Genomic DNA, 26,732 nt, shown 5'->3' with positions numbered 1-26,732 from the left:
CTATGGAACCTCCGCCGTCAACTTCTCGAGCACATCCTTCAACGCCTGTGGCACCGGCGCGGGCTGGCCGGAACCATCCAGGTGGACCACGGTGTGCGCGCCGGTCACCGCCACTGCGTCACCGTCGAGGATGCGCCAGGTGTAGGAGATCGAGCTGTTCCCCAGCCTCTTCACCGCGAGTTCGACAACGTATTCGTCACCGTCGACGAAGGGACGTTCGAAGGTTGCGCTCACCGCGCGCCGCGGGAACCCAACGATCGGGAGACCCGCGGCGCGGTAGAGCTCGTGCTCGGCATTCTCCGCCCATTTCAGCGCGGAGGTGTAGTGGAAGCGCCCCGACGCATCGGTCTCGGAGAAGGCCACCACTCCGCGGGACCGGTGCACCGTCATGCCGGCACCGTGTCGAGCTGCTTCAGGCCGAGTATGTCCCGTGCCTCCGCGGGTGTGGCGAGCTCGTAGCCGAGTTCGGTGATGATCCGGACGGCGCGTTCGACCAGTTCGAGATTCGTGGCGAGGCGACCGTGTGAGTAGTAGAGGTTGTCCTCGAGTCCCACCCGCATGTGTCCGCCGAGCAGCAGGCCGTGCGTGGTGGCGGGCAGTTGTGTCGGTCCGATGCCCGAGACACCCCACACCGTGCCCTCGGGCAGGTGTTCGACGAGCATCTGCAGGATCTTCGGGGTGTACGGCAGGCCACCCTGAAAGGCGCGGTGCCCGCCGAGCACGATGTTGCAGTAGTACGGTGCGGTGTCCAGGCCCTCGGCTGTCAGCGTCGTGAAGTCCGACAGGATGTGCCCGAGGTTGAATACTTCCCATTCGGGCTTGATCCCGCGCGCGGCCATCTGTTCGGCCAGCCAACGCGAGCGCTTCGGGGTGGTCGTGACCAGGTGTTCGCGTCCCTCGAAGGTCGCCGTGATGGTGTGCGAGTCCAAGGTGGCCATTTCGCAGCCGACGCCCTCGATGCCCTTGATCCGCTCGTTCCAATCGAGCTCCCACAGATCGTCGTTGATCCGGACCGGCATGTCACCGTGAATGCCACCGCCGGTGGAGTTGTTGATGACGATGTCGGTGCGCTCGCGGATGAGGGTGTTGATTTCGGAGTACACGTCCGGGTCGCATGTCGCCAGACCGTCGGACCGACGGGCATGCACGGCGACCACGGACGCGCCGGCTTCCCAGCACCGGGTGACGTCGTCGGCGATCTCCTGCGGCGTGACGGGCAGGTGCGGGGACTGTTCCTTGGTCGCCATGCCACCGGTCGGCGCGACGGTCAGGATCACTTTGCGGCTCATCGGTCATCTCCTGTCAGCGAATCGAAGTCGAGATCGAGGTCGTGGAAGGGCTCCTCGTTGCGAGGGTGGATGTCGACGGCGAGCAGAGCACCCGTGACGGGGCACGCCCATCCGGTCACCGCCAGATCGGCATGCAGCTCGTCCCCCGCCTTCGGAGGCAGTGCCGTCTCGAACCGGTGTGCACCCTCGCGCCAGCGGGTGGAACCACGGGAGAGCACCGCACCGTCGACAGTGCGCACCTGCCACTGCCCTGTCTCACCGCGCGCGGCGACGAGCCGATCGGAGAGCTTGATGTCACCGGCCACGGGATCATCGGTCACCGGGGCGGGATCGCTCAGGGCCGCAGGATCGACGCCGAGTCGCGCCGCACGGATACCGCGTCGCGCCACCGCGGTGGCGGCCTCATCGACCTCACCCGACTCGTCGAACACCACACCGTAGGTTTCGAGCGCGGCGACGGTCCCGACGACTCCGTAGCGGACGTCGGCGAGTACCTCGGCGGGGTCGCGGTCGAGCGGATCGCCGAGGCCGCCGCCGCCTTGCCAGGTGACCTCGAACAGGTCTTCGGGAGTGATCGGGAAAGAACCGGGCTTCGGCCCGAGATTCTTCGTTGCTCCTCCTGCTTCGGTGAAGCGTTGGTGGATGAGCCCACCGGGCAGTCCCCCGCCGATGCCGGCCGAGTTCGGCACTTCGGCTCCGTGGGTCATGACGAGTGCTTCGGCCTGCGGGACGGAGACCGTGAGACCGACCTCCGCGCCTACTCCCCCGCGTCGACGGCCGGCACCGCCGGTGTCCGGGGCGAGTCGCCGGTAGTGGTAGAAGAGCGGATTCTTCTGTTCGTTGACCTCGACGTCGGCGATGGACGGGCAGGGCGCGTTGATCGGACCTGCGGCGTTCTGTCCGTCGTGGTCGGCGAAGGCACCGAAGCCGCCGGCGAGCGGGTCCATGAGGTGCAGCCCGAAGACCTTGTCGTGGCGATCACGGCCGGAGAGGTTGAAGGTGGCCATGGTGCCGCTGTTGACCGCCTGGGCGCGATGCGCGTACTTCGGTGTCGCGAGCAGCAATCTGTTGATGGCGGCCGACACGACGTTGCTGACCGTCCACACCGCTTCGACCGTCGCGGAGCCGACCGGCGCCGGGGCCACCGCCGTGCACACGAGACCGTCCGGTGCGGAGATCTCGACGGGGCGCAGCATGCCCTCGTTCCACGGGATACCGAAGCCCAGTGTGGGGATGACGGCGCCGGCGACTCCACCGGCGAGGCCGGCACGTGAGCAGTTCACGAAACCCTGTGCTTGACCGGAGGATCCGGAGAAGTCGAAGTGCAGGGAGTCACCGCGTTTGGTGAGCACGCAATCGATGACGTAGAGGACGTTCTCGTGACCGTCGTGTTCGAGGAAGTCGCGGGTGTGCACGACACCGTCGGGAAGTTCACGCAGCCGGGCGCGGGTGAGCTCTTCCGCGTCGTCGACCATCGCGTGCATGACCGACAGCACAGTCGGTTTGCCGTAGCGGCGGGAGAGTTCGGTGAGTCGGTCCGACGCGACGTTGAGTGTGGCGATGAAGGCGCGGATGTCGAGGCCGACCTGCGCGGGTAACCGTGAGGCGGTGAGGATCATGTCGAGGACGTCCTCTCGGAGTTCACCACCGTCGACGAGCTTGACCGCCGGGATGCGCAGTCCCTCCTGCCACACCTCGGTGGCCTTCGGTGACCAGGACGCGAAATCCATACCGCCGAGGTCGGTTTCGTGCGCCATCACCCCGGCCCAGCCGAGCAGTTCACCGTCGACGATGAGGGGAGCGCACATCTGCACGTCGTTCTGGTGCAGGGCCCCGACGAACGGGTCGTTGCCGATGATGCGGTCGCCGTCCTTGAGCTTCATCTTCCCGCCGAGCAGGTGACGGATGAGCGCGCCTACCGGTGGCGCCTCGAACGTCACCTGGTGTCCCATGGTGACGAAGTCGCCGTCGGGCAGGTAGATGCCGGTGAAGAAGTCGCTGGCTTCGGTGACGGTGGGGCTGCCGCTCACCGACTGCAAGGCCATGCGCATCTGGTCCGTGATGGCGATCAGGCGTGAACGGACGACCTGACGGATCACGGGGTCGGTGCTGGCGCCGTCCAGCAAGACAGGTGCGGCGTCGATCGTTGTTGTCATGTCAGTTCACTTTCACGTGGATCTGGCCGAGAGCATCGGTGGTGGCGGTCGCGCCGGGCGGGATCACTACGACACAACCCGGGAGCGAGACGAGTGCGGGGCCGGTGAGTTCCTGGCCCGCGGCCGGCCACCGCACCCGGTAGACGGCGGTGTCGTCGGGATTGTTCGCGTCGTCGAAGACGACGGGCCGCGCACCGACCTTCTCGAACTTCTCGCCCGTGGCAGCACCTGCCACAGCAGTGGCGGGCAGTGCTGCGACCGAGCGAACCGAGAGGATCTCGAATCCGGCTTCCTTGAATCCGGCTCCCTTGCCCCACAATTGCTCGTATTCACGCTCGAAATCGCTCAGCAGGTCCGCAACGGCGTTGGTGTCGACATGCTCCGGCAACGGAATGTCGAGATGATGCGCCTGCCCGAAATATCGAACCGAGGCGATGTCGGTGACGGCACTGCCGTCCGGGTCTGGGATGGCAGCCCGTGCACGTTCACGGGTTTCGGTGAGCGCGGCGACGACCACCTTGGTGTCCTCGTCGCTCGGACCGACCTCCGGCAGGATGCGCCGGTAGGAGGTGCGCGAGGCCGTGGTCTTCAGATCCGATGTGCCCGCTCCGAAGGCCGATGCCGCGGTCGCGGTGGGGGGCACGACGAACCCGGACAGTCCGGTTTCGCGGCACAGCGCCCATGCGTGTGACGGTCCGCTGCCGCCACCGGCGACGAGGGTGAATTCCCGCGGATCGTGGCCGCGTTCGATCGTCACCGCCCGCAGCAGATCGGCCATGGCGTTGTCGAAGACCACGCGAATCGCTCGGGCCGCCTCGATACCCGACAGGCCCAGCGGTCTGCCGATCTTTTCCTCGATCGCTGCCGCTGCGGCATTGCGGTCGAGAACGATTCCGCCACTGCCGAACTGGGACGGATCGAGCACACCGAGCACCAGGTCGGCGTCGGTCGTGGTCGGCTCGGTGCCGCCCTTGCCGTAGCAGACCGGTCCGGGCCGGGCGCCCGCACTGCGCGGCCCAACCGACAGCACCCCACCCTCGACCGCGGCGATCGAACCACCACCGGCACCGATCGAGGCGATGTCGATGCTCGGTACGCGCATGTCCGCGCCGCCGAAAGTCACCTCGTCGCTCATCAGCGCCACCCCGTCGACCACGACACCGACGTCGAAGCTCGTGCCGCCCACGTCCATCGTGAGCACATTGGGAACGCCGAGTTCGGCACCGATCTTCTGGCCGGCCACCACGCACGAAGCCGGCCCGGACAGCAGATTCGACACCGGCCGTTCGGTCACCGTGCGAGCGGGGACGACACCCCCGGCGCTGGTCGTCATCATGATCGGCGCCGTCATGCCGAGCGCGGCGAGTTCTTCTTCCAGTTTCGACAGATAGTGACCGGCGATCGGCCCGAGAGCGGCATTGGCGACGGTGGTCGACGCACGGGCGTACTCACCGACCGACGGTGCAATCTCATGGGAGAGCGACAAAAAGACTTCGGGCAGTTCGCGTCGGATCAGATCCGCGATGGCAAGTTCGTGCGTCGGGTTCTCCGTCGACCACAGAAGGCATACCGCGACCGCCTCCACCCCCATCTCCCGCAATCGCTCGATCGCGGCGAGCACCGAGGCTTCATCCAAGGTCGTGCGGACGACGCCGTCCGAGTCGATGCGCTCGTCGACCTCGACGACCCGGGTACGGGGCACGAGCGGCGGAATCTGCCCGCGCAGGTGGTAATCACCCAGCTCCAGCCCCTGCAGCCCGGCCGTGCCGCGACGCAGTCGTCCGATCTCGAGGACATCCCCGAAGCCTGCCGTCGTGATCAGGCCTGTTGTCGCGGTGCGGCCGGTGAGCAGTGCATTGAGCCCCACCGTCGTGCCGTGCCCGAACCGGGTGACCTGCGAGCACAGCTCGTGCACGTCGATGCCTGCGGTGTCGGCGGCCAGACGTACGGCGTTCACGACACCGGTCACGACGTCGGCGGTCGTCGGCGACTTGCACACCCACGACTGCCCCGACGGGGCGCGCAGCCACAGGTCCGTGAAGGTGCCGCCGACGTCGGTACCGATCGTCCAGCCGGCGGAGGTACTGGTGGTGGTCATGTCCAACTCTCGTTCTCGTGAGGAAAAGGCGGGTCAGAGCCGGTCGGCGACCCAGTCGGCGATGTAGTTCGCGGGCACGGCCTCGTTGTCGGCGCCGGCGTGCGACGAACCGCCTTCGGCCCGGCTGAAGATCTTGAAATGCCGGTCGGGGCTGTTGATCGCGTTCTCGTATTCGGGGACGGCGAATTCCATGGGGATCTGCCGATCGTCCTCCCCGTGGGTGACGAGGAAGGGCACCGTGATCTTGTCGACGACGCCGTCGAGGGTCATCTTCGGCGCGAAGGCCATGAACTCCTCGAGCGAGTCCTTGCCGAAGACCCACTGGACGTGATCCCAGTAGTGGGGCACGGGGTTCTCGCCTTCGCGCTGCAGGCGGCGCTTCTGCAGTTCGCCCCAGTTGTAGTTCGCACCCCAGACTGCGCACAGCTTGAATCTCTTCTCGAAAGCCGTTGCGCGAGGCGCGTAATAACCACCGAGCGAGACACCGCTCATCCCGATGCGCGACGCATCGACGTCGTTGCGCGTCTCGAGGTAATCCACAGCCGCGCTCGCCCACCGCTCACTGTCGTGGATCGCGGGCATAGCGCGTTCGCGCAGCGAGGCGCCCGTGCCGGGTTGGTCGACGCACAAGGTCGCGATGCCGCGGCGCGCGAGTTCTCGCGGAAGGCCCAGCCTGACGAGCATCTCCTTCATCGAGTCGAGGCCGTTGCAGAACACCATCACCGGGTAGCCACCGGCCGGGGGTTCCCCGTCGCCGGGGATGAACACCGCGGGGAACGAAGTGCCCTCGTACGGCACCTCGACGATCTCCGCGCGTTCACCTCCATGCTCGATTCCGAGCGCGAAGGTCTCCACGGACTTGCGGTACGCGTCCTGACGCGGACCGTAATTGCGGCTCTGCATCCGTTCTGCCACAAGGTAATAAACCGATGCGCGTGAGTAGCGCGCCGCGGCAGAGAGGGGGTGCCCGTCGGCGAGGTCCTGCTCGGCGTAGTCGACGAGCCGATCGGCGAAGTCACACCAGGAGTGGAAGAACTTCTCGGTACCGGCGTCGTCGCCGTCCTTGGCGATGTCGATCAACGGGGCACAGATCTGGTCGATCTCGCCGATCTGACCACCGCAGTTCATCGCGATGCTGACCGATAGGCTCCACACGTAATTGGTCGGGAAGTAGCGATACATGGTTACTTACCCACCCGATCCGCAACGCCGTTGCTGATGACGGCACGGTTGAACAAGCCCTGATCGGCGATGATCGTCTGACCGGTCATCGTGGTGTTGTTCCGAGACGCGAGGTAGGCGTACAGCGGCGCGTACTCCTCCGGGGTCGGCAACGTCGGCGTGAGCGTGAGCGAGAGGAATTGGTTCGTGAAGTCCTCGACCGGGATGTCGGACTGCTTGTTGTTCTCCAGCCCGAGTGCGCGCGGACCTTGCAGCTGACTGTTGGCGATCCCCGAAGGGGCGACACCGTTGACGCGGACCTTCGGTGCGAATTCGAAGGCGAGCTGGTTGATCACACTGCGCACGGCACCTTTGGCGGCGGTGTAGAACAGACCCCCGCCGTCTGCTGCATAGGCAGCGGTGGACGAGGTGAACACGATTGCACCGTCGGTCTTCTCCAGTTCCTCGAGAAACACCCGTGCCGCAAGGATGTAACCGAGAACGTCGACGTGGAGCACCTCGTCGAACACCTTCTCGATCCGCTCGGTGGGGATGTCCCGCAGGGGGATGTTGCCGTCGAAGATGCCCTGGGCGCCGATCAGCGCATCGAGGCGACCGAATCGGTCGACGACGGCGGCGCGGGCGGCTTCGAGATCGTCGATGCTGGTCACATCGCCCTGCAGGAGCAGAACGTCGTCTCCGAATTCGGCTTTCAGGTCGAGTAATTTGCTTTCGGAGATCTCGAAGATGGCGATCTGGGCGCCTTCACCGAGGAAGTGGCGGGCGATTCCGAGTCCGAGACCGGATCCGCCCCCGAGGATGAGGGCGACATGGTCGTCGAGCATCTGCATGATGGGATTCCTGTCGGGATAGAAGAGCTGAGAAGAAGTCAGGCCGGGGTGGCGGCACCGAGGGCGTCGCCGAGTGTGGCGCCGGCGCGCAGCAGTTTCTTGAATGTGCGGAGGGCGCGGACACGACCGCAGATCGTGGCGCCGTGCAATTCGTCGTCGGCCCCGTGCACTGTGACGAAATCGCCTGTGGTCACTGATCCTTCGACGACGATATCGGTGTCGCCGGGTCGGCGTTCGCCGAGCATGTGTACAGTGCGGCCGTACTGTTCGGTCCACACGTACGGCACAGCGGTGTACGGCTCGGAGGTGCTGCGAGCGATCTGGAGGCCGACGTGCCGTCCCTGCTCGATGGCATGGGTCCAGTGCTCGAACCGCCGGTGCCGTCCGGCGCGGGCATCGTAGGTCGCGGCGACGTCTCCGGCGGCCCATACACCCGGCACATTCGTACGACCGGCCGCGTCGGTCACCACGCCGCCGTCGAGTTCGATCCCGGACCCGATCAGCCAATCGGTGACCGGATCACTACCGATTCCGGCGAGCACTGCTTCGGCGTGCAGTTCGCGTCCGTTGTCGAGGACGATGTCGTAGCCGGTGTTCGCTTCGGTCACCGTGGTGGTCGCTGCGCCGAGTTCCATTCTCACACCGCGAGCGAGGTGCAGGTCGCGCAACCACTCGGCGATCTCACTGCCGACGAACGGCTCCAACGGAAGGGCGCACGCGCCGATGACGGTCACGTCCACTGTGCGCGAGCGCAGTGCCGCGGCCACTTCGAGTCCGATGAAGCCGGCACCGATCAGCGTCACCGGTTTACCCTCGACGGCCACGGCGCGGGCGGTGTCGAGGTCGGCGCGGGTGCGCAGACTCGGCAGTGCCACGCCGCCGGCGGTCACGATCGGTCGGGCGGTCACTCCCGTCGCGATGACGAGGTGCTGCCACGGCAGCGCTTCGCCCCAGTTCGTTACGACGAGTCGGCGGTCGATGTCGACCCCGGCGGCGCCGTGCCCTGCAAGCACCTCGATGTTCTTGCCGTCCAGATGTTCGGGCGTTCGCAGCCGGGTCGGCTGGGCGTCACCCTTCGCCGCGAGCAGACTCTTCGAGAGCATCGGACGGTCGTATCCGGGCTCGGTTTCCGTATCGAGTACGACGATCCGGCCGGTGTGACCACCCTCGCGCAGTCCGTCTGCGGCGGCGAGTCCCGCCGCAGACGCTCCCACGATGACGATCGTGTCTTCGTCGATGCTGCTCATGGGTCAGTCCTCGGCGAGGATGAGCGCCTGTGCGGGGCACGCGCGGACCGCTTCCTGCACGTCCTCGAGGTCGTCGTCGGTGAGCACCTCACGGGTGACGACCGCGAACGGACTGCCGTCCGGGATGGCGAAGACGTCGGGATGGATACCCACACAGATGCCGTAGGCGGTGCACCGCCCCGGGTCGACGGTAACGCTGGTCATAGGAACACTCCGAGATTCGCTGTCTTGAGGCTGGTTTCGGTGAGGATCACCTCACGTTCGAGCAACCGCGGACCGGCATCGGTGAGCCGGATCCGGTCGTTGCGGCGGCACGGGATCAGATCGAAGTGGACGTCGATCCCGCGCTGGCGGTACAGCAGCAGGGAACTGTGCGCGGCCACGACACCGGGATCGTCGGTGGCGACGACTTCGATGCTGCCGACGAGACGCATCGTGCGAGAGGGCGGTACCTCGGAGTACGCGTGGCCGGTGTTCTGGCGGGCGATGCGGGTGCGCACGTGCGCTTTGGTGTCGCGGATGCGCCACGCGCTGCGGTCGATCTCATTGCTGCGTGGTTCGGTCGACTGCCGCGATGGGACGGTGTACAGCAGGTCGTCGTCGAGGAGTTCGAACCAATCCTGTTCGCGGCCTTCGTCGAGCAGGCGCGCCTCGTGCGCCAGGAACTGTGCGACGGCGGTGTATGTCGCATCGTCGACCTTGCGGGGCGCTGCGGTGTCGGCGGTGGTGGTCATGCCCGGTCTCCCTTCATGGTGCGGAGCCACTGGCGCAGGAAGTTGAACTGCACGTGTTCGCCGTAGCCGGTGTTGCGGTGGATGCCGGGACCCGTCCATTCGGGGTCCGGTGCCTGGTCGACAGGCGAGTTGTTGCCCTGCTGGTAGTTGAACTTCATGCCTTCCTTGCGCATCCACGGGCTCGCCGCGGCACGCTGGACGCCTTCCCACGCCACGGTGTCGTCCTGCTCGTACACACCTGCCGAGCCGAAGCAGTACTGACCGCCGACGTAGTCACGCTGCGCGGACTCCTCGTCCTGGAAGTTCCAGACGAACTGCCAGTTCCACAGCTCGAACTTGCCGGGCGCCACCGGCTGCCACTGACGGAAACTGGTGAACACACCCGGAGGGCCGTCGGGCAGCGGGGAGAAGATCCGGATGAAACTCAGGTTCGGGAAGATGGTGCCGACGGTGGGCGGTTGATGTTCGGCGACGAACTTCTGTGTGTCGTCGAATCCGGACAGATCGAAGTGCTCGCTGTATCCCTCGAGCGCTCCGTATCCCCAGTGGGTGAAGAACGGCCCGATTGCCTCGGTCCATGCGTGGCCGATGAAGGTGTGGCCGTTCTCGAACTCGTACGTACGCCCGATCTCACAGGTGCCCTGCAACCCCTCGATCATCTCGATCTCCTGGATGCTGGCGTGCAGTGTCGGCAGGTGGTAGACGTCGCCGGCGAAGTTCTCGGCCGCGGTCTTCCAGTCCCCGTTGACCATGTATCGCTCCGGCGGACCGGCGACGCGCATACCTGCGGGGTGCAGCTTCGTGATGACGTCGAGCATCCATCCGGCGCCGCCGAGCCACTCGTCCAGCGGTGGGACGTCGTCGGAGAGCGCGGCGAAGACGAATCCGTTGCGGGTGTCGACCTTGGCGGCCTTCTTCAGGCCCCATTCGTCCCGATCGAGCGGCGTGCCGTAGGCGCGGTGCATGAGTGGGGTGCCGACGAGCTTGCCGTCGTTGGCGTAGGTCCAGCCGTGGTACGGACAGGTGAAGAAACGGGAGTTACCGGCGTCGGTCTGACATACCTGCGTGCCACGGTGACGGCAGTAGTTCGACATCACGTTGATGCCACCCTTGCCGTCGCGGGTGACGATCACTGGGTCGAGTCCGATCTTGCGTTGCACGAAGTCGCCCGGATTCGGGATCTCACTCTCGTGGGCAACGAAGACCCAGGTGGTGGTGAAGATCCGCTCCATCTCGGCGCGGAAGATGTCCTCGTTGTTGAAGATCTCGGCAGGGACGAGGTCGTCCTGCATGTCCTTCTCCACACGGTCGAGAAGGACATCGAGCGGGGTGGCGAACGGCTCGGTGGAGGGGGGTTGGTTGGTGACAGTCATCGTTGACCTCTTCGGACGGGGGTATCAGAGCGGCGGGGCGACGAAGACGCCGCGGTCGGGATCGTTGTGCATCTGCTTGGCGACGAACTCGTTCATGAGGTTGGCGGTACCCCACTGGTCGATGTTGTCGGGGACGGTCACGTCGTAGACGGACGGATGATGTTGGTCCCAGTCGACCGTCTCGAGTTCGGTGGTGTACTCGACGCAGTTGCCGGCCTTGTCCATGAAGTAGGAGAAGGTGTTGTCGCCGGCCTTGTGGCGGCCGGGTCCCCAGACCTTCTGGATGCCTTCGCGCAGAAGACGTCCCGTGCCACGCAGGTATTCGTCCACCCCGCGCATCTCGAACGAGATGTGGTTGACCGCGACGTACGGTGCGCGCGAGACCGCGAACGAGTGATGCCAGTCGTTGCAGCGCAGGAACCACATGAAGTCTCCGCGGGGCCCGAGGCACAGGGTGTCGGAGAGCTTGAAGCCGAGATGGTCGACGTACCACGCGACGGTGGCTTCGGGGTCGTTCGAGTTGACGACGAAGTGCGAGAGCCGGACCGGGATCGATTCGCGTTCCTCAATGGCGCGGAAGTCGCGCGTCGCGACGTCGGAGGAGACCTCGACGACGCGTCCGTCGCCGTCGAAGAAGCGGAATCCGTAACCGCCGCCGGGAGTGTCGATCTTGCGCGGTTCGTGGATGATCTGCACCTTCTTGCGCGCCAGGTCGACAGCGAGGGCGTCCACGTCCTTCATGGAGGCGGCGCCGAACGCTACGAGGTCGAGACGCTTGTCGTCGGCTCTGCGCAACCGCAGGACGTACTGCTCGGGCGAACCCTCGGCGGCCAGAAAGTGGACACCGGTGTCGGACTCGGTGTGCGTCAGTCCCCACAGATCGCGGTAGAACGTGAGTTGGCGATCGAGATCGGGCGCCGCGATCGCCACGTGGCGCAGGTGAGTGATCAAGGGCTTGGTCACGGTGTTTGTCCTCCTGGGATGGCGATCCATGCCCGCTGTGCGGGTGGCCGGTTACCGATGACACGAAGTTAAGTGACTGGAGTCACTGCCCACAAACAATCTTTTTAGATGTTTGACATTGATGAAATCGATTAATGTGAGGTGATGGATCTCCGGAGCGTCGACCTCAACCTGCTCGTCGCCTTCGACATGCTTATGACCGAACGCAGCGTCACCCGCGCAGCTCAACGCTTGTCCATCGGCCAATCGGCCATGTCCTCGACCCTCGGCAGACTCCGCAAACTCTTCGGCGACCCGATCATGACGAGGGAAGGACGTACGCTCGTCGCCACTCCACTCGCCGAATCCCTCGCCGAGCCGGTACGCGAGTTGCTCACCGATATCGAGAACGTCCTCGCATTGCGCAACGAGTTCGATCCGGCCACCGCGGAGCACACCTTCTCCATCGTGGCCAACGACTACCTGACGATGACCTTCCTGCAGCCGTTGATCGCGAGGCTGTCCGTCGAGGCTCCCGGAATTCGTCTGCGCATCTTCCCCACCGGCGACGACTTCGCCGAGCGACTGCGCCGACACCGGGCCGATCTACTGGTCATGCCGCAGGAAGCTCTCGACGAGCGGCTCGAATTCCACCACAGCACACTGTTTCACGATCGTTTCGTCGTCGCCGCCGACAAGGACCATCCCGATATCGGTGACGAGATCACCCTCGAACAGTTCAGCACGTTGCCCTATCTCGCGGCTTCATCGGGAAACCGACGGTCGCTGTCGGAGATGCAACTCGATTTCCTGGGTGTTCCCCGAAACATCGAAATCACAGCAGGTTTCGGCATGGCGCCATTCCTTCTGCGCGGCACCCGACTCATCACTCTCGTACACGAACGACTCGCGCTCAGAGTCCGGGACGCAGCCGAGATCCGCTTGTTCGAGCCACCGGTGCCCCGCCTGCAACCGATCACCGAGATCATGGCATGGACCAACCGCACCGACGCCGTGCCCGCACACCGTTGGCTGCGGGCCGCCCTCATGGGTCTCGCAACCGAGTACGACAATTCGACTCCGGCCGCAAGCACGAACGCAACAACAGACAAAGGCTCACACCATCAGCAGTGACTGCTGATGGTGTGAGCCTCGCACACTCGTTGCATTGGCGAAAAGCGATTTCGCGCATCTCGATCGGCTTCCCTCATGGGCGCGTTCGCATCCGGCCGCTCCATCAGTTCCCCGGAGCTGTAGACGAACGGATGTGAGCCGCACTCGTCGCCAGTCACGACCATCACGGCATCAAGCGAATGCCTTGTTCGGTGAGTTTCCTGAAGCAGGCCAACGCGGCGGCGAGTTGAAGAACTCCAGAAAAGTGGTTGCCGTGACGGCTCGGTGTGGATTGTCACCGCCGGTAGCCAGCGAGCAGGGCCAGGGTGCGTTCGATCTTTACCGGTACCGACCCGAGCGCTCGCTGGTGTGACACCGCGCCGGACGATATCGCGGACGCGCAGCCACCGCCGATGCACAGGGGTAGTCGTTAGCCCTCGTCCGCCGCAGTCGACCAAGTCGGCAGCGCCACGGACCGCGACGCGGCCGCACTGCGGAGATAGCGAGGACCATGGGTTACAGCATGACGCTGCCGTGGGTGTTCGCCGCAGTCACGGCCACACCTTGTCCGACAAGACTTTGCCAGCCGGACAACGCGCATCCAAGCCCTCACCAGCACCCCATTTTCGTATTACACTAATATGCATGGCTGACGAGACGATCGACGGAACCCCCGTCACCGACGAGATGATCGAGCAATGGGCAGACGAAGCCGAGGCCGGCTACGACGTCGCTGCCCTGCGTAAACGGGGGCGCCCCACCGTCGGAGAAGGGCCCACAACCGTGGTCCCGGTCCGCATGGATAAAGCCCTACTCGAGGCTCTGAACGCTCGGGCAGAACAAGAGCACGTCTCCAGGTCGGAAGCCATTCGGGAAGCGATCCGCGCCTGGACCCAGGTCGAGTGAAAGCACACAAATCCGCCCTCAAGCACGGAATCGACGAAGCCGACAGTCTCTACGCGGCGCAGCACCACGTCTACGCAGCCGATCTCGAGGACGACAACCCCGCGTGAGAGTTCCGGCTCGGATTCGACCCGAAAGGTCGTCTCCTGGAATTGGTCATTCTGCGCTTCGACAGTGGCAACGAGCTTCTCATCCACTCGATGAAAGCCCGCCCGCGGTACTTCGATCTACTCCCCTGAGCGCTGACCGCCACTCCGGTAATCGTCCCAAGCGCTCCTCGAGGCGGCACACTGCTCGAATCCGAAAGCGCTCTCTCGAAGCCCAAGTCCCCTGCGCCGCAACTCTTGCCTCGTCCGGTCACAGACACCCGGCGAACCCCACTACAGCGACGCCAAGCATCGTGACTACGGGCGTCGACACCGTAGCAGTGCGAGCGGCGACCGCACCGGACGTATCTCGACGCCGAAGCACACGCGCCCACGGCCGACACCACCATAGCCCAATCGGAACTGGCGGATAATCGGGGTTATCCATCGATTGATCGTCACGAGTTGCGCACCACGCGAATCCGTGACGCCCACCATCGTGGGACGCGACGGCCCGCCCATGCCGGCCGCTTACACAAGGCACCGATCTGCGGGTTCCCTACCCGTCTGCCGGGGTGCTCTGCGCAGAGGCCAGGGCAGAACGCCCCAGCCCTCGGACGATCACGTCGATCAGGTCTCGGTACCGCACAGCACTACTGCAGACCATCGCTGAAGGCCTTGAAGTTCACGGCCCTCAGCGCTCATGCTCACCATGTGGACATCTCAGCGAGCGAACTGGACGACGACGAACTTCCTGCCCACTTGCTCGGACTGCGCGCGGCGCTGCTCACGGCCGCCGACGAGGACGCAGACGATGCCACACTCGAGAACATCGTCCGCTCGATCAAGGCCTGCCAGACGGAGATCGATCGGCGCGGCCTCGAGTAGCGCCTTCGAGGTGGGACTGCAGCAGGAAGCTCAGCCCCGTCATCTGCGCGGGCTCATCGGGGCACGACCTCTGTATCGGCGACCACAGGCGTGCACCGGGTGACAGGTTTGACGGACCGGGCCATACATCTGCCGCCCGCGACAGGAGCTGTCCGTCGCCGAGGCCGACGCCCCTACCCTCACCGGTCGGGGGTCTGTCCCCGCACAGCCGCCGCCGGGGCCAGGGTCGTTTTCGGAGCAGTCCGTTCGTTTTCCGGTCGGGTGAGCCAGCTCGTTCTACCGTGGCTGGCAGCGGGACTGTGCGTTCCCGTGGAGCAGGGGGCTCGAGATGGGCGACTGGACCTGCGACGTGATCGTCGCGACCGAGGGGATCCGGCGGGTGTTGCGCTGGCATCTGGTGCTGGCCGACGGTCTGTCTCGAGCCGAGGTCGAGGCCCGCGCCGCGGACCTGGCCCGCGGTTTCTACGGTCCCGACATTCTCGGGCGTCGAGGCGGCCAGGGAGGCGAAGCCGATCGGGGTGATCATCCCGGTGCCGATGCCGATCCCGATCGCGGCAGCGAGCACACCGGCGACGCCCGGGATCAGGGCGCACGCGAGCCCGGTCGCGGTGAGCGCAAGTCCGGTGGCCAGCCCGAGGTCGGCGCGGAGGCGACCGGAGTCGAGGGCGCGCCCGACGCGGGGTTGTGCGACCGCGGCGCAGGCGGCCAGGACGGAGACTGCAGCGCCGGTTGCGATCGGGCCGAGTCCGGCGGCGGCACCGGAGACGGGCAGGAAGCCGACCCCGACGGACAGTGCGGCGGTGGCCAGCGCCAGGGCGAACGTCGGCCGGAGAAAGGCGCCGTCGGTCAGTCGGCGGGCCAGGTCGACGATCGTCTGCCGAGATTTCGGAAGGGGCGCGAGTGCGGGCACGGCGATCGCGGCCCACAGGGCTACGAATGCGGAGAGCACGGCGAGCACCATGAACAAGGCCGTCAGATCGCCCGCCCAGACGAGTGCGCCGCCGAGGAGCGGACCGAGGGTGTAGCCGAGGCTCTTGTAGAAGCCGTAGGTGCCGAAGGCCCGACCGTGGGTGGTGACCGGATTCATCCGGGCGACGAGTGCGCCGGCGGCCGGGGAGAAAGCGGATGCGGCCGCGCCCTGTCCCAGGCGGGCGAGCCACAGCCACGCCGAATCGTCGACGACCACGAACGCTGCCGAGGCGATGCAGAAGCCGATCAACCCTCCGATGAGGACGGGACGGGCCCCGATGCGGTCGGCGAGGGTTCCGAAGACCGGTTTGAGGATCACCTCGGCACCGTCGTACAGGGCCAGCAGCACACCGAGATACAGCAGCGAGGTGTGCAGGTCCGACCCTTCGGCGCCGAGATTGGCTGCGATGCCGTGCGCGCCGAACGCCGTGGTGAATCCCGCGGCGTACAGCGGCCACATCCGGTACCGCTGCGCCGGGAGAGAGGTGGTGTCGCCGGTCATGCGCTCTCGCCGCTTCTGCCGGGAACGGTATGCAGTGCGGCCATCACCTGTTCGGCATAGTCCTCGAACCGGCCCACGCACTCACGCAACCGTTCTTGTGCCTGCAGGGCGTTGGCGGCACCGAAGACGTCACGGGTCTGCAGGTCGCGGTACCAGCGGCGCAGACGTTCGAGGCTTTGTTCTTCTTCGTCGAGTTCGGCGAGGGTGAACAACTGCGTGGTGGCCTTGGTGCGGCCGGCCTCCTCGACCAAAGTGGTGATGTGGGCGATCACCGAATCGGCGGCCCAGTGAACCACCCGCAACCGCAGGACGCCGGTGCCGTTGGCGGTCCCGGCGAACACCTCGTCCCCGGTGGTCTTGTCCACCGGCCGGGGTTCGCCGGTGATGGTGACCTGATCGACCTCGCTGCCCCGCCGATGACGGTGGCATCGGCCGGGATCCGCTCCCCGGGGCACACCAGCACCAGGTCGTCGACCTCGAGTTCGGCCGAATGTCACCGGATCGAGGCAATATCACCTGTGGCGTCCACGACGCGAGGCTCGTCCTTCAGGCGTGACCGCGCCGAGCAGATGCTGCACCGCTGCGAGATCGGCCTCGGTCGGGTCGTGCCCGGTCAATGACCGGATCACGGCCTCGAGATCGTTTTCGGTCAGCGCGAGGGTCGGTTGTTTCGCGGGTAAGGAACGGTGGAGCGGGGCCAGGACAACTCCTTCCACATACTCCCGCGGCCTCTACAGGCCACCGGGCTGGGAAAAAGGTATCCGCGTCCGTCCAGGGGAACGGGACGCGGATACGTCGGGAGGTCAGGCCGGGGTCAGAGCACGATACCCAATGCGGCAAGCAGGCCACCAAGAGTCAGAGCGAGAGATCCGAGAAGCATGGGCGTTCCTCCTGAGCATCGAAAACAACGGCGCGTCCTGTCTTGGACGCTGATCCGGGAGATACCCATCGCGTCGATCTTGACACCTGACCGATACCGAACTCGGTCGCTTGTTATGGTTCCGTGTCCTCGGCCGGCCGATGCCGTCGGTGCCGACGACCCCGTGCAGAAGACGCATCCTCGGAACCACCGGATGAATCGTCCCGGCTCCGCGCCATCGCCTACCTGCACGCCTTCACTCTGCTTCGCCACCGCACGCCCCCATAGGTAAGGAACACTGTGCCGCTGGGCCAGGCGTTTTCGTTGTCCGCCTCCTTACGGGTCCAGTCGTCGACGAAAGCCCCTGTCGCTTGTGGGGACGCTCTCCGAGCCGGATCACCGCCTGAGGCAGTCCGGGGCATGCGAAACAGACGGATATGGTTTCCTCGTATAAAGAACCGGTCGGTCCCTCGGGTGGTGCTGTAGGTCCCGCAGGACGTACCGGCCGAAATCGATATATGACAGAGAGAATGCCGCCGCGATGACAACCGACCCGTCGACTCTGCCCGAGCACCTGGAAGAGGCCCGGTTGCGCGATGTCGAGCGACTCGAACTGCTCGACACCCCACCCGAGGAACGGTTCGATCAACTGGTCCGTTTCGCACGGCGGATACTGGGCGTGCCGATGGCATCGTTGTCGTTGATGGATCGGGACCGGCAGTGGTTCAAATCCATTCAAGGACTCGACCTGATCGAGGTACCACGCCAGAACACCGTCTGTCGCACCGTGATCGCCCGGGCCTATGAGCATCCGGACGATCCCGCTCTCATCCTCCCCGATGCTGCCGCAGACCCCCAATTCCAGGCCATTCCCGGTATCGGTGGCGACGGCGGCATCCGCTTCTACGCCGGATACCCGTTGTTCGGTCCGACCGGGCACCCGGTCGGCACGTTCTGCATCTACGACACCGAGCAGCGACACCTCGATGCCGATCAGCTCGAGGCATTCACCGAGATAGCCGCCTGGGCCCAGCGGGAACTCGAACGCGCCGACGAACTCGATCGGGCCGCGGAGATCCAGCGCCAACTTCTTCCGCAACCATTGGGCCATCCCGGTGTCGAGATCGCCACGCTCTGCTTGCCGGCCTTCGTGGTCGGCGGCGACTTCTACGATCACTATCGGGTGCGCGACGGGGTGGTGATCACCGTCGCCGACGTGATGGGCAAAGGACTCGGAGCGGCCATCGTATCGTCGGCAGTGCGCTCATCGCTGCGTGGCGCAGCACGGGTGCTCGAGCGTTTCGGCGACAACGCCTGCAGCGTTCTCGACACCGGCGCAGCCTTGAGCCTGGCCGCCGAGCATCTCACCGACGACTGTGAACGCACCAACACGTTCGTCACCGCCCTGGTTGCCGCGCTCGACCCCGCCACCGGGGAGGTGGACTTCGCCGATGCCGGCCACGGCCTGGCAATGATCCGCCGCGCCCACGGCCGAGTGGACTGGCTCGACGGCGGCGGCCTGCCGATCGGGGTGCTCCCCGGAACCGAGTGGAAGTCGAACTGCACCCGACTCGAGCCCGGGGACATGCTGGTGGTCTGTTCCGATGGCCTGCTCGATCTGCTCGACGAGGACAGCGACCGCTCCGCGCTGGAAGGGTTGGTCGCCTCGCATCGGTCCCCGGACGCTCTCGTCGACGCGGTGCGAGCCCTGGTCGACGGGCAGCTCCCTCTCGACGACGTGACCGTCGTCGCCGTACGACAACCGGCGCCGTAAGACGCTCGGTACTGCTGTGACCGGTCCATGCTGAGACACGCGAGATCACGCCGTCGTAGCTCGGGGTGCCTACACCCATATGCAGTACGCGCAGTGCGGACAAGCCAGGCGCGAGCGAATCGAAGAGACGTTTCGTTCCCACGTGCACAACGTCGGACACGAAACTCACTGTCGAGCGCGGCGCTACCCGGCCGATTCGCTCGTACAAGATCCGGTGCTCGATCCGCGCAAGTGTGTCGCCCGATAGCGGATCGACAGACGCGAACGACACTCCTGGAAGCGGATCGGCCTGCACCCTGCGACGTCGACCGGCCCACCACCGGGACAACACACCGCTCACCACCGCCGCTACCGGATCCGGAAGGGCACCGAAGGTCACGACTCGGGTGGAGCGGGTGTGCAGGGCCGATCCGGGCCGTAGCGCAACCAGTCCGGTAAGGCGGCGGTGAACGCTCGACGCAGCTGCGGGTTGTTGGTGACGGTCCAGTCCACTCGTGCGTCGACTTCCGGCTCGTACTTGTCCCACTCGAACCAGTTGATCATCTTCAGCTGCGGGAACTGTTGCGGCAGATCCGGATCGAATACCTGCTGCCACCACGCCTGCTTGAGGTCGAACTCGGCGGGCCCTCCCGTCCCGGCAGCAGTGTTGTACAACGCCCCGGTCTCGACAATCGCCACCGGCTTTCCGTGCTCGACCCCGTAGCGGGTGTAGAAGTCCGGGACGACGGTGTCGTCACCACCGGCACCGTCGTACGAGCCGGTCAACTGCGCCGCGAACTTGCCCGGCTCGGGCAACTCGTTTTCACCCCACGGATAGGCCGCACCCCAGTGATACAGCGACATGCCCACCCAGTCCACCGCATCGTCACCGGGATAGTACGGCGCATACGGATCGTCGGACGACGTCAACGCCCCATCCCCATCGGTGTCGAGCGCTGCCCGGGCTGCACTACCCGGAGCAGCCTCGAACTGGCCGCCGCCGAAGGGATAACCACCGCCGTAATTCGGCGCCCACATCATCGCCGAGCCCGGTGCCCGCTCGTGCACCGCCGCTGCGACCGTACGGAACATCTCCACATACGCTGCGGGTTGGTGTCCCCACGGATACCACGACCCGTTCATCTCATGTGCCAGCCGCACGATCACCGGCACCCCGGCGGCGTTGAACTCGGCCAGATCCGCCGCCACCTGCCGCGCCACCTGCTCGGTGACCGTCTCGAGGCCACCGAACGGTTCGAGCGTCAGCAGCAGAATCTGTCCGTCCGCCCGAACCTGTTCGACCGCGCGGACCAGATCGGCGCGTTGGGCTTCGGTATACGGCAGATCAGTGAACGTCACCGTCACCGCCGGGCGGTGCCCCAGATCGGAGGCGTACTGCGCCAGCGTCTTACGGTCGAAGTCGAGATTGACACCCCACCACACCCCCGGCCCTTCCGGCGGCACCTGAGCACTGACGCATGCCGGTCCCGCAGGCGGGTGTGCGTGGTTGCGGCGTTCGACGTCGCGGACCAGATCCACCGTCCCCCATCCGGCCACCGCCACCACAATCATCGCCGGCACCAGAAACGGCCGGAACCGATCCCACCGACGCGCCCACCGGCCATTTCCCTCCGCCACCGACATACCTCCACCCTCGGACACAGTTGTCCCTCACTCGTTACCCGATGTCCTTACCGTTCCCGCCGCCACGATCGTTTCCGTCCGGTGGACCGCACAGTGCTCTCAGCGCGTGCCGGAAACTGTCCGACGCCATAACGGCATCCCACCAGGGAAAAACGTCGTGGGCTCAGACCCGTGGTGTCGTCGACCTATCCCCGCCCACCCGGATCGCGGCGCGCTCCGTACGCAGCGGGACCCGGGGCGCCGTCGACCTCGACATCGACACTCACGTGAGCGTCCGGTCGGCCGATGCATCCTGCGCGGATCACGAAAACGGTCGAGGTACTTCTGAGGGCAACGGGGTCACGTGCTGCGGCCGAGGCGTGCGTGCCACCCTCAGGCGACAAGCCAGCCGGCTTCCATCACCGCGTCGGCCGGATACGTTTTCGGGATCCGGCCGGGCGGTGCGTAGATCAGGTCGATGGCGAACAACACCGCGGCGGTGGACACTCCGAGGCGGCGGGCATAGCGGTGCCCCTCCGCGGTGTCGGCAACCGAGAGCTGCACCATTCCGTTGCCGGCCAGCAACCCCGCCGTGGTGTACTGCAACCAGCGGTCGTGCTTCGGCCCGAAGACCGCCTCGAAACTGCGGCGGTGCACCAACGGCCACAGACCGCCGACAAGATTGAACGCGCCGTGCGCCCGCGCCAAGACCACACCGGGGGGAACCGCCCCCGCCGCCACTGCTGTCCATGACGGTCGGCTACCCACCCGCGGCGGGTTCTATCCGCCGAACACTTGCGCCGGCAGCGACGCTCGGCCTCGCATCCTGCGGGCACCCCCCACACTCTCGACGCCCCGGCGGACGGAAAGGCGTCGACGTGCCTGAATGAGCAAGGCACCAAAAATCGATCTGTTGCGCCGAGTCGCCGCATCGAACACCGAGGAGGAAGATACGAGTCCGTGCTGTCCCTTCGTTCAATTCTCACCGCGCTGCTGCTGGTGGTGGCGGTGTGCACCGGATGCACCTCAGGACGCGAATGCGAACCGGTCGTCGCACCCCTGGACGATCCAGGCGCCGCGTGCACGAGGTTCGGCGTCAGCACCGCGGGCGGACCGACCGCCGGTGACGAGTACCGGGCGATCACCGAGACCATCGGCACGGCGCCGAGCGTGGTGCTGTGGTTCGTGGACTTCACCGCGCCGCCGCCGATCCACGAGCTCGACATCGTCCGAGCATGGGGCGCAGACCCGATCGTGACGTGGGAGCCGTGGCGGTGGCTCGGCGACGGCGCGTACGACCGGACCGCGTTCGCGATGGCCGACATCGCCTCGGGTGTCTACGACGATCACCTCTACCGTTGGGCGGACGAGCTCGCCGCGTGGGGCGGGACGGTCTACCTGCGCTTCGCACACGAACCGAACGGTGACTGGTATCCCTGGAGCCCCGCCGCCGGCACGTCCCCGGAAACATATGTCGCGGCGTGGCGACACGTGCACGAGTTGTTCGCCTCCAAGAACGTGAGCAACGTGCGGTGGGTGTGGGCGGTCAATGTCCTGCACCAGGGCAGCGCTGCGATCGCTGCGCTGTATCCCGGCGACGACTACGTCGACGTACTCGGCGTGGACGGCTACAACTGGGGCAGCACACGCCCGTGGAGTTCCTGGCAGTCACCCGAACAGCTCTTCGGTTCCACCCTCGACGAACTGGACGTGATCGCCCCGGGCCGGCCCGTCGTCGTCACCGAGGTCGGCAGCGCCGAAGCCGGGGGATCGAAGCCGAACTGGATACGCGAGTTGATCGACTACCTCGACGCTCGCCCGAACGTTGCGGCCTTCGTGTGGTTCGATCACAACAAGGAGACCGACTGGCGCCTTACCAGCACGCCCGAGTCCGCGAGGGCCCTGGCCGAGGCCTTACAGAAAGAACGCCGCGCACGATGACAGCTCACCCTTCGACTATCCCCGACCACGTCGAAGACAAGCACATGCGCGATGTCGAACGGCTCGATCCGCCCCCACAGAGCCGGTTCAACTGGATCATCCGCCTGGTGTGTTTGCTGTTCGCGATCACAAGCGCCCCCCGCTCCCGGACGGGCCGGCAACAACGGTGGTTCCCAGCGATCCAGGAACTCGACCTCCTCGGTGTGCCCCGCGAACGGCTCGTGTGTCGAACCAGTACCGCACAAGCCTATCGACGGCCGGACGACCGGCAGCTCACCTCGCCGAACACGCTGCACGACCTCGCGGAAAGCCCTCCACCCACCGACGACGTGACCGAAGCGGCCGTACGTCGACGCGAGCACGCATGAACGCCGCCACCTCGAGCGCGGGACCCTCTCCCCTGCTGCGTGTCCTCATCGTCCTCACCGTCGTCGTCGGGCTGAACTACATCATCTGGCGCTGGTTGTTCTCGGTGAACTGGGATGCCTGGTGGATCGCGGTCCCGCTCGTTCTCGCAGAGACGTACAGCCTGATTGATTCGCTGCTCTTCGCACTCACGATGTGGCGGTTGAGAAGACGTCCCGAGCTACCCGCGGCACCCGAAGGGATGACGGTCGACGTCTTCATCACCACCTACAACGAACCCGTCGACCTGGTGCTGCGCACCGCCGCAGCAGCAAAGCGGATCCGCTATCCGCACCGGACGTGGATCCTCGACGACGGATCCCGACCCGAACTCGCCGCGGCCGCAGCCGAACTCGGTGTCGACTACATGACACGCTCGGCGAGCTGGACGAACAAGCCCCGTCATGCCAAGGCCGGCAATCTCATCAACGCCCTGCTGCACTCCGACGGCGAGTTCCTGCTCATCCTCGACGCCGACCAGGTGCCCGAACCCGAGATCCTCGACCGCACACTCGGATACTTCACCGACGACAGCATGGCCCTGGTCCAGACGCCGCAGTACTTCACCAACGTTCCCGACTCCGACCCCCTCGGCAGCCAGGCCCCGCTGTTCTACGGTCCGATCCAGCAGGGCAAGGACGGCTGGAACGCAGCCTTCTTCTGCGGGTCCAACGCGATCCTGCGACGGGACGCACTCATGCAGCTCGGCCTCACCGGCTACGTCCAAGCCGTCGAGGACGGTGTGGAACGCACCCTACGCACCGCAGGACGGGTGGTCGACCGGGTGCGGCGCAAGGTTCCCGCCGATCAGCCCGATGTCGCCGCCGCGCTCGACTCGGTACGCCGGGCCGTGCGCACCGCGCGCGGTGAACTCCGATCCGGTGTGGCACTCGCCGACGTCACCTTCGGCTTCCAGCAGAGCGTCGACGCGGCCGCGCGCAGCATCGTCGATGCCGACTTCGGTGGTATCCGGGCGGATCTCGAGGAGATCGCCGCCCTCGAGGCCCACGGCACCGATGCGCTCGTCATCGACGACACCGTGCTCGAACGCCTGGCCGATCGCGAATGGTCGCCGCTCGGTGCGCTCGAGTCGATCCGGGCGATGATCCGCGCGGTCGACGTCGACCGCGCGGAGGAGGCCGAACCGATGCTCGCGCTGGCGACGATCTCCGTGACCGAGGACATGGCCACCTCGATGCGCCTGCACGGCGCCGGCTGGAAGTCCGTCTACCACCACGAGATCCTGGCCTACGGGCTGGCTCCGGAGGATCCGAAGACGATGGTCACCCAACGACTTCGCTGGGCGCAGGGCACGATCCAGGTGATGCTCCGGGAGAACCCGCTCGTCCAGAAGGGCATGACCGTCGCGCAGCGCCTGATGTACTGGTCGACGATGTGGAGTTATCTCTCCGGCTTCGCAGCCCTCGCCTATTTCGCCGCGCCGGTGATCTATCTCGTCTTCGGGATCCTGCCGGTCGAAGCGTTCAGCCTCGACTTCTTCGCGCGACTCGTCCCGTTCCTGATCCTGAGTCAGTTGTTGTTCTTCGTCGTCGGCCGCGGCACACCGACCTGGCGGGGCCAGCAGTACAGCCTCGCGCTGTTCCCGGTGTGGATCAGGGCGTGCTGGACCGCCTTCCTCAACGTGTATTTCGACAAGCCTCTGGATTTCGCGGTCACCCCGAAGACCCGTCAGGACAGCGAGGGTGTCCCCTGGTATTTGTTCCGTCAGCAACTGCTCGTCATGGCGCTGCTCGTCGTGGCAGCGGTCATCGGCGCCGTACGACTGTACTTCGGCACCATCTCGGTGCTCGGCGTGACCGCAAACCTCGTCTGGGTCGTGTTCGACTTGCTCATACTCTCGGTGGTGATCCAGGCGGCTCGCTACCGTGGACCCGAAAACGAAGGAGATCGATGAGTCACTACGAAACCCGTCAGGTGGGCACGAGCACCGTCGTGCAGCCCACAGGTCGCCTGAACATGGTTGCGGCACCGCGCCTGCGCGAGCAGCTGCGCGATCTCGTCGAGAACGGATCCCGTCGTCTCGTCGTCGACCTGAGTACCACCGAATTCATCGACTCCTCCGGACTCGGCGCACTCGTCTCGGGGTTGAAGGCTGCTCGGCAGGCGGGTGGCGACCTGCGGATCGCCGCACCCACCGCCCAGGTACAGAGCGTCCTCGCGCTCACCCGACTCGACCGGGTCCTGACGACACACGACTCGGCGGACGCGGCCTTCGATGGCAACTGACCGGCCGCCCGAAGCACAACCGGCCGAGAACCCCTCGGGTCGATGGGAGTTGTCCGCCACGACGAGCGAGGGCACCCTCGACCGAATCCTGGACCTGGTGGGCGAGATGTTCGCGGTCGAGGAGATCGACGAGTCCGACCGGATGCAGTTCGAGATCGCAGTCGCCGAGATCGGCGCAAACATCATCGAACACGCCGGTCGCGGTCGACCCATCTCCCTGACGTTGCAACTCGCGCTCTTCCCGGATCGTCTCGAGGCCGTGTTCCTCGACGACGGCGCGCCTGCCCGGGTGGATCTGCGCTCGGTCGAACTCCCGGACGCCCTCGCCGAGCGCGGCCGGGGGCTCGCCATCGCCCTCGCCGCGCTCGACGAACTTCGATATCACCGGCGCTCGGGCACCAACCGCTGGACGCTCGTCTGCTACCGCTCGCCCACGGAAAGCTAACTCGCCCCGATAGACCGTGACCGCACAGAACTCGACGATGCCTGCAGAGGTTGCCCGAGAAGGTAACACCGGCGTTGACCTCCATGGAACCGACCACGACGCAAGGAAACCCGAAGCCGACTTCAGGACCTCGTTGACTCAGGAAGCTCTCGGGCTTCGCATTCGAACCCATTTGATTCATTGCTGCTCAACGGTGGCCGCCGAGTGTCGTACCCACGGCAGAAACTGCCCGACGATACGCATCCCGCTCCCTCATACCTGGTGGTCTGTGCCGACCGGCCGATAACCGTCGTTATGTTAACTAGACCACCCGGTATTGCATCAGATGACCGATCCGTCTGACCTGTCTGTGACCGAGCCGCCCGGGCTCGAATACTGTTCGCCGCACGAGAGCCACTGCGGCGCAAAGCTGCTCACCATCGATCGATGCCCTGGCTCGAGCGCGGATCGGTGACCGATCCCCGACCCCACGGTCGCCGGACGCAAGAATGAAGACGGCTTCGCGCATCGCCCTGACCTGCAGCGTTACGCATGACTCAGATGTCCCGTTGCCCGGCAGCCGCCCTCGTGGTGTCATTATCCGATCGATTCGGTCATCTGATGCATGATCCGGGGAGGATGTGTGGGGGTCGACAGCGACGGACGAGCGCTCGGGTTGGGTCCGGTCCGGCACCTGCATCCGGACGAGGCGATGTTCGAGGAGATGCTGACGGGATGGCGCAATCAACAGCTGGCCCGGAATCTGGCGTTTTCCACGATCGATGCCCGGGAGAAGCTGGTGCGCCGGTTCGTCGCGTCGATCAACGAGTACCCGTGGAACTGGCTTGCGCAGCATGTCGACGAGTTCTTCGGTGACCTGCGCGCAGTGTCCGGGTTGAAGCAGAGTTCGCTGCGCCGGTACCAGGGTGCACTACGCGGGTTTCTGGGTTATCTCACCGATCCCGCCTACGGATGGGAGCGCGTGTGCGAGGAGCTGTTCGGCACGCATCCCTCCCAGGTGGTGGTCAAGCCCCAGAAGGTGGTGTAGGACGGTGATCCCTTCTCCTGTCCTGACTATGCAGCAGGAATCGCGGCAGCAGGTTCCGTAACCACCTCCCCGACACTCTCCGGCGCGGTGCCCACAGCACGACAACGAGCCAGCACCTCG

22 protein-coding genes and 4 pseudogenes are annotated in these 26,732 nt (G+C 65.8%); 10 read left to right on the top strand and 16 right to left on the bottom strand.

Going from position 1 to position 26,732, the window contains the following annotated elements; all coding sequences use genetic code 11:
* Genes A8G15_RS13800 through A8G15_RS13750 form a run of 11 tightly spaced genes read right to left on the bottom strand, consistent with a single transcriptional unit; the run spans position 1 to position 11,872 of the window.
* Entirely contained in the window at positions 1-390 is a 390-nt protein-coding gene (locus tag A8G15_RS13800) for an acyl-CoA thioesterase (RefSeq protein ID WP_068160244.1), read from the bottom strand.
* Complete coding sequence (locus A8G15_RS13795; protein WP_026061410.1) at positions 387-1,289, bottom strand: beta-keto acid cleavage family enzyme; 903 nt, start codon at positions 1,287-1,289, stop codon at positions 387-389. Before A8G15_RS13795 ends, A8G15_RS13800 begins: the two co-directional genes overlap by 4 nt.
* Positions 1,286-3,445: a hydantoinase B/oxoprolinase family protein gene (locus tag A8G15_RS13790; protein ID WP_068160243.1), complete on the bottom strand. Its 2,160-nt coding sequence runs from the start codon at positions 3,443-3,445 to the stop codon at positions 1,286-1,288. Before A8G15_RS13790 ends, A8G15_RS13795 begins: the two co-directional genes overlap by 4 nt.
* Position 3,446: 1 nt before the next feature.
* Entirely contained in the window at positions 3,447-5,543 is a 2,097-nt protein-coding gene (locus tag A8G15_RS13785) for a hydantoinase/oxoprolinase family protein (protein ID WP_068160241.1), read from the bottom strand.
* Between the two features lie 33 nt (positions 5,544-5,576).
* A complete protein-coding gene (locus tag A8G15_RS13780) occupies positions 5,577-6,725 on the bottom strand; it encodes an alpha/beta hydrolase family protein (RefSeq protein WP_016693457.1) in 1,149 nt (382 codons plus the stop codon).
* Between the two features lie 2 nt (positions 6,726-6,727).
* Positions 6,728-7,555: an SDR family oxidoreductase gene (locus tag A8G15_RS13775; RefSeq protein ID WP_211270162.1), complete on the bottom strand. Its 828-nt coding sequence runs from the start codon at positions 7,553-7,555 to the stop codon at positions 6,728-6,730.
* A gap of 38 nt (positions 7,556-7,593) precedes the next feature.
* On the bottom strand, positions 7,594-8,802 hold the full coding sequence (locus tag A8G15_RS13770) for an NAD(P)/FAD-dependent oxidoreductase (RefSeq protein WP_068160239.1): 1,209 nt from the start codon (positions 8,800-8,802) through the stop codon (positions 7,594-7,596).
* 3 nt (positions 8,803-8,805) lie between these two features.
* Entirely contained in the window at positions 8,806-9,006 is a 201-nt protein-coding gene (locus A8G15_RS13765) for a ferredoxin (RefSeq protein WP_016693460.1), read from the bottom strand.
* On the bottom strand, positions 9,003-9,536 hold the full coding sequence (locus tag A8G15_RS13760) for an aromatic-ring-hydroxylating dioxygenase subunit beta (protein WP_082899884.1): 534 nt from the start codon (positions 9,534-9,536) through the stop codon (positions 9,003-9,005). The genes A8G15_RS13765 and A8G15_RS13760 overlap by 4 nt, the downstream gene beginning before the upstream one ends.
* A complete protein-coding gene (locus tag A8G15_RS13755; RefSeq protein WP_068160237.1) occupies positions 9,533-10,909 on the bottom strand; it encodes an aromatic ring-hydroxylating oxygenase subunit alpha in 1,377 nt (458 codons plus the stop codon). The genes A8G15_RS13760 and A8G15_RS13755 overlap by 4 nt, the downstream gene beginning before the upstream one ends.
* A gap of 24 nt (positions 10,910-10,933) precedes the next feature.
* Positions 10,934-11,872 (bottom strand): VOC family protein, encoded by a 939-nt coding sequence (locus A8G15_RS13750; protein WP_068160235.1) that lies wholly within the window; start codon positions 11,870-11,872, stop codon positions 10,934-10,936.
* Between the two features lie 144 nt (positions 11,873-12,016).
* Here A8G15_RS13750 and A8G15_RS13745 point away from each other — a divergent pair, with 144 nt between their 5' ends.
* The 4 genes and pseudogenes from A8G15_RS13745 (at position 12,017) to A8G15_RS30595 (ending at position 14,841) form a co-directional block, all read left to right on the top strand.
* Positions 12,017-12,985 (top strand): LysR family transcriptional regulator, encoded by a 969-nt coding sequence (locus A8G15_RS13745; RefSeq protein WP_068160233.1) that lies wholly within the window; start codon positions 12,017-12,019, stop codon positions 12,983-12,985.
* Between the two features lie 624 nt (positions 12,986-13,609).
* On the top strand, positions 13,610-13,870 hold the full coding sequence (locus A8G15_RS13740; protein ID WP_016693465.1) for a ribbon-helix-helix domain-containing protein: 261 nt from the start codon (positions 13,610-13,612) through the stop codon (positions 13,868-13,870).
* Positions 13,867-14,106, top strand: a pseudogene (locus tag A8G15_RS13735) (toxin). The gene A8G15_RS13740 and the pseudogene A8G15_RS13735 overlap by 4 nt, the downstream one beginning before the upstream one ends.
* 561 nt (positions 14,107-14,667) lie before the next feature.
* Positions 14,668-14,841, top strand: a complete 174-nt coding sequence (locus A8G15_RS30595; RefSeq protein WP_156665384.1) for a hypothetical protein — start codon at positions 14,668-14,670, stop codon at positions 14,839-14,841.
* A 421-nt stretch (positions 14,842-15,262) separates the two neighbouring features.
* Here A8G15_RS30595 and A8G15_RS29880 read toward each other — a convergent pair.
* From A8G15_RS29880 to A8G15_RS32370, 3 genes and pseudogenes are all read right to left on the bottom strand, one after another.
* Positions 15,263-16,270 (bottom strand): annotated as a pseudogene (locus A8G15_RS29880) (MFS transporter); the annotation flags it as partial.
* Positions 16,271-16,308: 38 nt separating this feature from the next.
* Complete coding sequence (locus tag A8G15_RS32375) at positions 16,309-16,524, bottom strand: Chromate resistance protein ChrB (RefSeq protein ID WP_342671579.1); 216 nt, start codon at positions 16,522-16,524, stop codon at positions 16,309-16,311.
* Positions 16,519-16,784: pseudogene (locus A8G15_RS32370) on the bottom strand (P-type ATPase actuator domain-containing protein); the annotation flags it as partial. The gene A8G15_RS32375 and the pseudogene A8G15_RS32370, both read right to left, overlap by 6 nt.
* Positions 16,785-17,712: 928 nt before the next feature.
* On the opposite strand from A8G15_RS32370, the gene A8G15_RS13720 reads away from it, so the two are divergent.
* The gene (locus A8G15_RS13720) at positions 17,713-18,945 is read left to right on the top strand and encodes a PP2C family protein-serine/threonine phosphatase (RefSeq protein WP_068160227.1); all 1,233 of its coding nucleotides are present in this window, start codon (positions 17,713-17,715) and stop codon (positions 18,943-18,945) included.
* A gap of 375 nt (positions 18,946-19,320) precedes the next feature.
* Here the strand turns inward: A8G15_RS13720 and A8G15_RS13715 are convergent, their stop codons facing one another.
* Positions 19,321-20,562 carry a glycoside hydrolase family 26 protein gene (locus A8G15_RS13715; protein WP_245687837.1) on the bottom strand — a complete coding sequence of 414 codons (1,242 nt, stop codon included), beginning with the start codon at positions 20,560-20,562 and terminating at the stop codon, positions 19,321-19,323.
* Positions 20,563-20,940: 378 nt separating this feature from the next.
* The gene (locus A8G15_RS13710; RefSeq protein WP_211270161.1) at positions 20,941-21,255 is read right to left on the bottom strand and encodes a hypothetical protein; all 315 of its coding nucleotides are present in this window, start codon (positions 21,253-21,255) and stop codon (positions 20,941-20,943) included.
* 252 nt (positions 21,256-21,507) lie between these two features.
* Here A8G15_RS13710 and A8G15_RS13705 point away from each other — a divergent pair, with 252 nt between their 5' ends.
* The 5 genes and pseudogenes from A8G15_RS13705 to A8G15_RS13680 all read left to right on the top strand — a co-directional run.
* Positions 21,508-22,488, top strand: a complete 981-nt coding sequence (locus tag A8G15_RS13705) for a glycoside hydrolase family 26 protein (RefSeq protein ID WP_156665383.1) — start codon at positions 21,508-21,510, stop codon at positions 22,486-22,488.
* A 364-nt stretch (positions 22,489-22,852) separates the two neighbouring features.
* Entirely contained in the window at positions 22,853-24,808 is a 1,956-nt protein-coding gene (locus A8G15_RS13695) for a glycosyltransferase (protein WP_068160218.1), read from the top strand.
* Positions 24,805-25,140 carry an STAS domain-containing protein gene (locus A8G15_RS13690; RefSeq protein WP_068160216.1) on the top strand — a complete coding sequence of 112 codons (336 nt, stop codon included), beginning with the start codon at positions 24,805-24,807 and terminating at the stop codon, positions 25,138-25,140. The genes A8G15_RS13695 and A8G15_RS13690 overlap by 4 nt, the downstream gene beginning before the upstream one ends.
* On the top strand, positions 25,130-25,585 hold the full coding sequence (locus A8G15_RS13685; RefSeq protein WP_068160213.1) for an ATP-binding protein: 456 nt from the start codon (positions 25,130-25,132) through the stop codon (positions 25,583-25,585). Before A8G15_RS13690 ends, A8G15_RS13685 begins: the two co-directional genes overlap by 11 nt.
* Before the next feature lie 622 nt (positions 25,586-26,207).
* Positions 26,208-26,585: pseudogene (locus A8G15_RS13680) on the top strand (site-specific integrase); the annotation flags it as partial.
* Positions 26,586-26,732: the final 147 nt, after the last annotated feature.

Origin of the sequence: Rhodococcus phenolicus, assembly GCF_001646785.1 — a bacterium.
GTDB classification, from domain to species: Bacteria; Actinomycetota; Actinomycetes; order Mycobacteriales; family Mycobacteriaceae; genus Rhodococcus; species Rhodococcus phenolicus.
This window is presented reverse-complemented; position numbering and strand designations above follow the sequence as displayed.

Coding starts and splice junctions, on each gene's coding strand:
- A8G15_RS13790 (WP_068160243.1), bottom strand. CDS start 3,445: ATGACAACAACGATCGACGCCGCACCTGTCTTGCTGGACGGCGCCAGC.
- A8G15_RS13740 (WP_016693465.1), top strand. CDS start 13,610: ATGGCTGACGAGACGATCGACGGAACCCCCGTCACCGACGAGATGATC.
- A8G15_RS13765 (WP_016693460.1), bottom strand. CDS start 9,006: ATGACCAGCGTTACCGTCGACCCGGGGCGGTGCACCGCCTACGGCATC.
- A8G15_RS13760 (WP_082899884.1), bottom strand. CDS start 9,536: ATGACCACCACCGCCGACACCGCAGCGCCCCGCAAGGTCGACGATGCG.
- A8G15_RS13695 (WP_068160218.1), top strand. CDS start 22,853: ATGAACGCCGCCACCTCGAGCGCGGGACCCTCTCCCCTGCTGCGTGTC.
- A8G15_RS13800 (WP_068160244.1), bottom strand. CDS start 390: ATGACGGTGCACCGGTCCCGCGGAGTGGTGGCCTTCTCCGAGACCGAT.
- A8G15_RS13795 (WP_026061410.1), bottom strand. CDS start 1,289: ATGAGCCGCAAAGTGATCCTGACCGTCGCGCCGACCGGTGGCATGGCG.
- A8G15_RS13720 (WP_068160227.1), top strand. CDS start 17,713: ATGACAACCGACCCGTCGACTCTGCCCGAGCACCTGGAAGAGGCCCGG.
- A8G15_RS13785 (WP_068160241.1), bottom strand. CDS start 5,543: ATGACCACCACCAGTACCTCCGCCGGCTGGACGATCGGTACCGACGTC.
- A8G15_RS13745 (WP_068160233.1), top strand. CDS start 12,017: ATGGATCTCCGGAGCGTCGACCTCAACCTGCTCGTCGCCTTCGACATG.
- A8G15_RS13775 (WP_211270162.1), bottom strand. CDS start 7,555: ATGCAGATGCTCGACGACCATGTCGCCCTCATCCTCGGGGGCGGATCC.
- A8G15_RS13685 (WP_068160213.1), top strand. CDS start 25,130: ATGGCAACTGACCGGCCGCCCGAAGCACAACCGGCCGAGAACCCCTCG.
- A8G15_RS13770 (WP_068160239.1), bottom strand. CDS start 8,802: ATGAGCAGCATCGACGAAGACACGATCGTCATCGTGGGAGCGTCTGCG.
- A8G15_RS13690 (WP_068160216.1), top strand. CDS start 24,805: ATGAGTCACTACGAAACCCGTCAGGTGGGCACGAGCACCGTCGTGCAG.
- A8G15_RS13755 (WP_068160237.1), bottom strand. CDS start 10,909: ATGACTGTCACCAACCAACCCCCCTCCACCGAGCCGTTCGCCACCCCG.
- A8G15_RS13780 (WP_016693457.1), bottom strand. CDS start 6,725: ATGTATCGCTACTTCCCGACCAATTACGTGTGGAGCCTATCGGTCAGC.